At 37.6% G+C, this 7,254-nt stretch carries 4 protein-coding genes and 4 tRNA genes; 6 read left to right on the top strand and 2 right to left on the bottom strand.

Going from position 1 to position 7,254, the window contains the following annotated elements; genetic code table 11:
- Nucleotides 1-38: 38 nt before the first annotated feature.
- Nucleotides 39-1,451 (bottom strand): glutamate--tRNA ligase, encoded by a 1,413-nt coding sequence (gene gltX, locus H4J50_RS17985; protein ID WP_182257568.1) that lies wholly within the window; start codon nucleotides 1,449-1,451, stop codon nucleotides 39-41.
- 280 nt (nucleotides 1,452-1,731) lie between these two features.
- Between gltX and H4J50_RS17990 the strand changes: the two genes are divergently transcribed.
- From H4J50_RS17990 to H4J50_RS18015, 6 genes are all read left to right on the top strand, one after another.
- Nucleotides 1,732-1,807 (top strand) — tRNA-Val (locus H4J50_RS17990).
- 29 nt (nucleotides 1,808-1,836) lie between these two features.
- Nucleotides 1,837-1,912 (top strand) — tRNA-Val (locus H4J50_RS17995).
- A 146-nt stretch (nucleotides 1,913-2,058) separates the two neighbouring features.
- A tRNA-Val gene (locus H4J50_RS18000) sits at nucleotides 2,059-2,134 on the top strand.
- 37 nt (nucleotides 2,135-2,171) lie between these two features.
- Nucleotides 2,172-2,247, top strand: a tRNA-Val gene (locus H4J50_RS18005).
- Between the two features lie 227 nt (nucleotides 2,248-2,474).
- Nucleotides 2,475-2,657, top strand: coding sequence for a hypothetical protein (locus H4J50_RS18010; protein ID WP_182257569.1), 183 nt, complete (start codon nucleotides 2,475-2,477; stop codon nucleotides 2,655-2,657).
- A 497-nt stretch (nucleotides 2,658-3,154) separates the two neighbouring features.
- Nucleotides 3,155-3,550 carry an RNA-binding S4 domain-containing protein gene (locus H4J50_RS18015; protein WP_108455761.1) on the top strand — a complete coding sequence of 132 codons (396 nt, stop codon included), beginning with the start codon at nucleotides 3,155-3,157 and terminating at the stop codon, nucleotides 3,548-3,550.
- Between the two features lie 641 nt (nucleotides 3,551-4,191).
- On the opposite strand, the gene H4J50_RS18020 is transcribed toward H4J50_RS18015, so the two are convergent.
- On the bottom strand, nucleotides 4,192-7,086 hold the full coding sequence (locus H4J50_RS18020) for a TonB-dependent receptor domain-containing protein (protein WP_182257570.1): 2,895 nt from the start codon (nucleotides 7,084-7,086) through the stop codon (nucleotides 4,192-4,194).
- Nucleotides 7,087-7,254: the final 168 nt, after the last annotated feature.

Here is a 7,254-nt window from a genome sequence, read left to right on the forward strand (position 1 = left end):
TTGTTTAAGTTTTTTTCATAACATATGAATGTTATAAATTAACTATTAGCAATACGTGCATCGACCACAGCAATAGCTTGATCAATTCTCGTTAATACTTTTTGTTGGTCTAATAATGCTAAAGTAATGTCTAGCGACGGTGAGTTACCACCACCTGTAGCAGCAACACGCAATGGCATGCCCACTTTACCCATTCCTACCTCAAGTTCTGTCGCAGTATCGTTTATAGCTGCATGAATTGGCTCTGGAGACCAATCAGTTAAAGCGGCTAATTTCTCTTTAACTAATAACAATGGTGCTTTAACGACTGGGCGTAAATGTTTTTTAACCGCGCCAGCATCAAGTTCGGTAAAATCTTCATAAAAGTAGCGACTTATTTGTGCCATTTCTTTTAAAGTTTTAACACGATCAGATTGTATTTTAACTATTTCTTCAAGCGCTGGGCCATTTTCAACATTAATACCCTGCTCGTTCATATGCCATGCAAGATGAGTAGCAACATAAGCGGGATCTAAAGTTTTCATGTAATGCTGATTTACCCAAATAAGTTTATCAGTATTAAAGCCTGAAGCTGCACGGTTACAATCTTTAAGATCAAATAGCTCGATCATTTCTTCACGAGAAAAAATTTCTTTATCGCCATGAGACCAACCTAAACGCACTAAATAATTAAGCAATGCTTCAGGTAAGTAACCGTCATCACGATATTGCATCACACCAACCGCGCCATGACGTTTAGATAAACGTTTACCGTCATCACCTAATATCATAGGAATATGAGCATATTCAGGTACCGTGGCACCTAAAGCAATTAAGATGTTAATTTGTTTTGGCGTATTACTAATATGATCATCACCACGAACAACATGAGTAACTTTCATATCCCAATCATCAACCACAACCGTTAAGTTATATGTTGGAGTGCCATCAGAGCGCGCAATAATTAAATCATCAAGTTGCTCGTTACTAATGGTAATGTCACCTTTAACCATGTCTTTAATAACAACATCACCGTCTAACGGGTTCTTAAAGCGAATCGCATAAGGTTTATCTGCTGGGTAGTCAGTACGTTCACGCCATAAACCATTATATTTTTCAATTTCACCTTTAGATTTTGCTTCTTCACGCATAGCATCGACTTCTTCAGCAGTGCTATAACAACGATAAGCATTACCTGAGGCTAATAACTGCTCAATAACTTCTTTATAACGGTCAAAGCGCTGTGTTTGAAAATAAGGCCCGTGAGTCCATGGTAAATCTAACCACTTCATGCCATCCATAATCGCATCAACAGAAGCTTGTGTTGAACGTTCTATGTCAGTGTCTTCTATTCTAAGAATAAAGTCGCCACCATTTTTTTGTGCATAGAGCCAGCTATATAAAGCAGTACGAGCACCACCAACATGTAAATATCCCGTTGGGCTAGGAGCAAATCGAGTTGTTAAAGTCATAAAAGTCTCAATGAAATATGTCTATTTGTTTAAAGGAAAAACTTAAACAAAGGTTTTTAATAAAGTTGCCAGTATTTTATCAGTCAAGCGCAGGAAATACACCTTTTAGCGCGTTAAATTTATTAGTGTTATACGATGACAATTAAAAATAAAGTTCACAAAACCACCAGTCTGTCGAAATTTACAGCGTTCAAGCTAAATAGTTAAAAAAAATATAAAAATTTAATGAGTTTAGGTTGACAGCTTTTTCGATCTCCCTATAATACGCCCCCACAGAGAAGGACGATTAGCTCAGTTGGGAGAGCACCGCCCTTACAAGGCGGGGGTCACTGGTTCAAGCCCAGTATCGTCCACCATATCTTCTCTGAAAGCAGTATTTAATATCGGACGATTAGCTCAGTTGGGAGAGCACCGCCCTTACAAGGCGGGGGTCACTGGTTCAAGCCCAGTATCGTCCACCACTTATTTAAAAGTGACGAAGACAATTTAGTGTGGGAAAGAAATAAGGTCATCACCTTCTACTCTTTATCACCCGCGCCGAATCACTGATTTAAACTCAGTATCGTCCAGCACTTCTTTGCCATTAAAGAAGTATAAAATAAAAAATGGACGATTAGCTCAGTTGGGAGAGCACCGCCCTTACAAGGCGGGGGTCACTGGTTCAAGCCCAGTATCGTCCACCACTTCTTTTACCATTAAAAGAAGTATAAAATAAAAAATGGACGATTAGCTCAGTTGGGAGAGCACCGCCCTTACAAGGCGGGGGTCACTGGTTCAAGCCCAGTATCGTCCACCACTTTTTATTTAAAACCCTTAAAACCCTTAAAACCTTCAAAACCTTCAAAACCTTCAAAACCTTCAAAATCATTAAAATATTTAAAATAACAAGTTAAAGCACCTTCTGCTCTTTATCACCCGCGCCGACTCACTAGTTCAAGCCTTGTATCGTCCACCACTTTTTATTTAAAACCCTTAAAACTTTTAAAACTTTTAAAACTTTTAAAACCTTTAAAAGCAGAGCGTGTGAGCGATTGGAAACGCTACCAAATAATTGAACGCGGCAATGCCCGTATGATCTCAGATGGTCAATGGAAACTCGTGCGTTATTACAAAAAAGACGCTAGCCCCATTGGTCATTGGTACAATTTAACCCATCCAATGAAAGAGCGGAATATTACAGAACCTCCACGCCAGCAATTCAATTGAAGATGGTATCTGAGTTGGAAGATTTCTTCGAAAAATATAGTGTGCCCGCTCACTCGGGTAAGAACCTTTGGCAGCAAGAGCGACCTAATTTCAATAGTGAAAATCTGATGAACCAATCCTTGTGGCAATAACTTTATCTATAATGCGTCATATTAATAGCGACTAAGTCGTAATTTCACCCTCCTATATACGGTTCAGATATGTGTTTAATTAAAATACTAAATTAAATTATAAATTTGAATTACGCTAAAGTACTGATTTAATTTTAAATAAGCAGTATCTATTATCAATTTCCTCTCAAATGTTCAGGTTGATTAACATACGGCATTGTCACTTTATATTTATTATCAGTCATAAAAAACAAAGCCTTATGACCATAATATTCAACGCTTTTGGAATTAAAATCAGCAAGTACTGAGATATTGTATTCAGCAAACACGACAGCGCTAACTAACTCAGTTATAATCATTTTTTATTTCAATTTTTTAAAGATCACCATGACCGACACTATTCAAAACATTGATGTTTCAATACAACCCATCGAACTTTGTAAGCTATTAAAAATTGCCAATATGGTTAGTGGTGGCGGTGAAGCTAAAATAGTGATCAGTGAAGGTTACGTGCTCCTGAATAATGAAGTCGAATTTCAAAAGCGAAAAAAAGTCTATCATGACGATATTGTAGAATTTAATGGTGAGGTTATTCAGGTTAATGTCGTTAAACTTGATAAAGAAGATTTGCCTGTAACAACAAAAAAACAAACCGAAAACACCCTTAAAAAGCAGAATACGTTTAAGAAAACTAAGCATAAAAAAACCAAAACTGATAACCAGCCCCAAGCTTTACAAGCACCTGATGCTCCACGCTCAAAGCGTAGACCTATCTCTTTTTAGTTCAACTATTTGCTGATATATTACTTTAATCATTTTACACCCTACCGCTATAGCTAAAGTGTATTTATGCAAATTGACAGTCTAAAGCCCGACCTACAATTAATGCCTTAAATTTATTAATATTGAAGAATTTATTGTGATAATTTTCGATCTATAGCTAATATGATTCTTTTAAATTTACGCCATGGTTCAACGCATAAGGTATTTATGGGTCGTAAACATTTCAACTGCTTACTTTCCGAGATGTTTGATGGTTTCTAATGTAGATCAGTGTTTACGACGAAAAGTAGTTAGAGAATTAAGTAAAGAATTAAGTAGAGAATTTACAGTTAGCAAAAATTTAATATCATGAACTTATACGCCTAAATATACTAAACGATTCGACATGTTAACTTGCACCGATTTAACTAATGACTACTTTGCTGTATTGCGCCCAAACATGTAATTACTTTGGGCTGTCTGCATTTACAAAATTTCCATTATATATTATATGTTCTGTACCTCAGCTATATATTCTGCACTTCCACTACAAGATCAACTATTTAAACTCAACTATTTATAAATAAAAAAAAACGATAACACCTAAGTATTATCGCTTTTATTATAAATCAGCGTTGTAAAAAGCCAACTTTGTTAACAGATTAGAATTTTACGTTAACGCCTGCGAATGCTCTACGGCCTACTAGGTCGTATATCGCATTAGCTGTGTAACCTGGTGCTAACTTGTCTGTTAAGTTTCTGATACCAGCACTTACTGAAACATTATCATTTACTAGGTAATTAAATGATACGTCGTGTGTTGTTACAGAACCAATATAGGCAGGAGATGTATCTTCTGCTGTATCGCCAGTTGGAGAGATATCTAACGTAAAGCTACGATCGATAAAACGCGTTGACCAGCTTACTACTAAGTCATCTATTTCATAATCTAAACCGAAACGAAGTTGAAGACTTGGATCACCAACCTCACCATCTTCAACGTTAATTTCGTCTGGACGGTCTTGGAATTCAAATTGCTCTAGTTCTAGTAATTTACTTACCATTAGGTTAGTTCTTAGCTCACCTGGAAGATCAAAAGAACTTAGGTCTGTCTTGTATCTAAATACAGCTTCAACACCTTTAGTGTTTAACGCTGCAGCATTTAAATAACCAGAACGAACAAGTTCAATGTCGTTAGTAGTTGGATTACGATCGACTTGACTACAGAAACCTTGATCTGGACTACCCGTTGCATCTACACAGTTATCAGCAACATTTTGTGCAGAAACAAATGTAATGGCGTCTGTAATTTCAATATCATAGTAATCAACGGTTACAGAGAAATCCTCAACAAACGAAGGAGTCCAAACAAAACCAACCGTCATTGATTCTGAGTCTTCAGATTGTAAATCAGGGTTACCGCCTGAAAGAAGATCTACAGATACGTTATCGTTTGCTTGAAAGTCTGCAGGAATACCTAATGCAGCACAGTTTCCAGCGCGATCTGGATCGTCTGAAACGTTATCAGCGTCACATGGATCGCTTACGCGGGCAAAACCAGGAGAAACAGGGTCAAATGCTTCTGCAATATTTGGTGCACGTACCGCTTCACCAATAGTACCGCGAATACGTAAATCTTCGAATGGTGCATACATTAAACCAACTTTCCATGCTTCTGCTTTACCTGCATGAGAGTAGTCAGCTGTACGGAATGCTGCATCAACAGTTAGTTCATGTGCAAATTCCATATTGGCAAGTAAAGGTAAGCTTACTTCTACGAAAAACTCAGTAACATCGTATTCGCCGTATGAATCAGGTGAAGCTGCACTGGTTAAGAAACCACGCTTAGTAAATTCATCAGTAATTGACTCTGAAGACTCTTCACGGTATTCAAAACCCGCAGCAAAACCAATGCCACCACCTTGTAATTCCATAAATTCTTTAGTATCAAATGAGATTACACCACCGACAAATTCTTGTTTAATGCTATCTTCACGTGTTACATCTGCAGATACATAGTCACGAGCTTCTTGCGAAGAACTTTGACCAAATGGGTTGAACGCAACACAGTTATTACCATTGACAGAAGCTGGGTCTTGGTAATCATCACCTTGGGCACTAGGCACTTGGCTACGACATGCTGCTTGTCCTGTATTAGGGTCAATTACAGAGTCAACAGCGGCAACGAAGTTATCAGGTATTAAGTCATTAAGTGTTTTACGTTCGTTCGTTGTTTCACCGTTAACGTAATACAATTCCCAATCCATAGCGGTGTCGCTTACTGAAAACTGACCTTCAAAACCTGCTGTATATCTGAATAAATCACGACGGTTAGCCGCTGATCTGTTACCAAGTTCGTCGAAAAATTTAGCCATGCTTACATTAGTTTGGCCAGCATTTAACAATGTTTGACGTAAACCTGCATCTAAAAATGCATTTTCTTCTACATCAATGGCAATGTTACCGAATCTGAATGATGGTTGGAATTGTTGTACAACGTCTGAACGAACGTATTTAAAATCACTGGTGAACGTGATGTTATCGGTAAGGTCAAAGCTTAATGTTGAACCAACGTTAATTTTTTTAACGCCTGGTGAATAGTTTTCGTAATCTTCACCATTGAAACAATACTGACAACCGTCAGGAAAGTTACCAAAAGCAAAACTGTTGGTAAATTCACGATCGGTTTGCACTACAGGGTTGCCTGAAGCGTCAAACACGTAACGACCGGCAGCGCCGCCAAATGGGTTAATAACACCATTTGCATGGATCATTTCTGATGATACATTTCGCTTTCTTAAACGATCAGGAATACCGTCATCTTCGCCCGTATCAGCTGGATTTACTACTGTTCCCCAACCTTCAAATTGGCGAATATCTGCAGACATTACTTCACCCGTACGTTCAACACCGGTAAAAAATGTTACGTTACCTCTACCATCAGCAAAGTCTGTACCTGCTAAAATGTTAAAAGTGTGGTTACGTTCATTAACGCCTTCAGTAGACTTAGTGCCGGTTAAGTTTGCAGTAAAACCTTCAAAGTCTTTTTTCAATATAACGTTAATTACACCCGAAACAGCGTCTGAACCGTAAATAGCAGAAGCACCACCAGTGATAATTTCAACACGTTCAATTAGTGCGGCAGGAATGGTTGATAAATCAACTGTTGATTCCCCAGGCGTACCAGCTACATGGCGTTTACCATCGATTAGCACAAGTGTTCTAGCTGAACCTAAACGACGTAAATCTGCAGAACTTGTACCTGCTGCAGCATTACTATTATTGTTACCAATTAAGGTGTCTGTTGAACCAATAGCTGGCAATTCACTTAAAATACTACCTAAATCTGGAGAGCCAAACTTCGCAATATCTTTAGCATCAAGTACGATAACTGGCGTTGGTTGTGAAAGTTCTGTACGAGCAATACGTGAACCGGTTACTGAAATGCGCTCTACTTCACTGGTTTCTTGTTCTTCAAAAGCTAAAGCTGGCATAGTAATTATGCTGCCAAACATAGCTAGTGAGATAGCTTTTTTTATTTTTGTAAATTCTCTCATTATTCTCTCTTTTTGTTATAAAATTGATATTGAATTTATTAGTTTATTTAAATAAAACATTACTATAAATCAGCATAAAACTGATGACGAAAATTTAATTTTCAATCGATACTAACATCGACTTTTACAATTTTGAACCAATTTGTAACACAACTGCAACATATAAAC

The organism is Colwellia sp. 6M3 (genome assembly GCF_014077595.1).
Taxonomy (GTDB): Bacteria; Pseudomonadota; Gammaproteobacteria; order Enterobacterales; family Alteromonadaceae; genus Cognaticolwellia.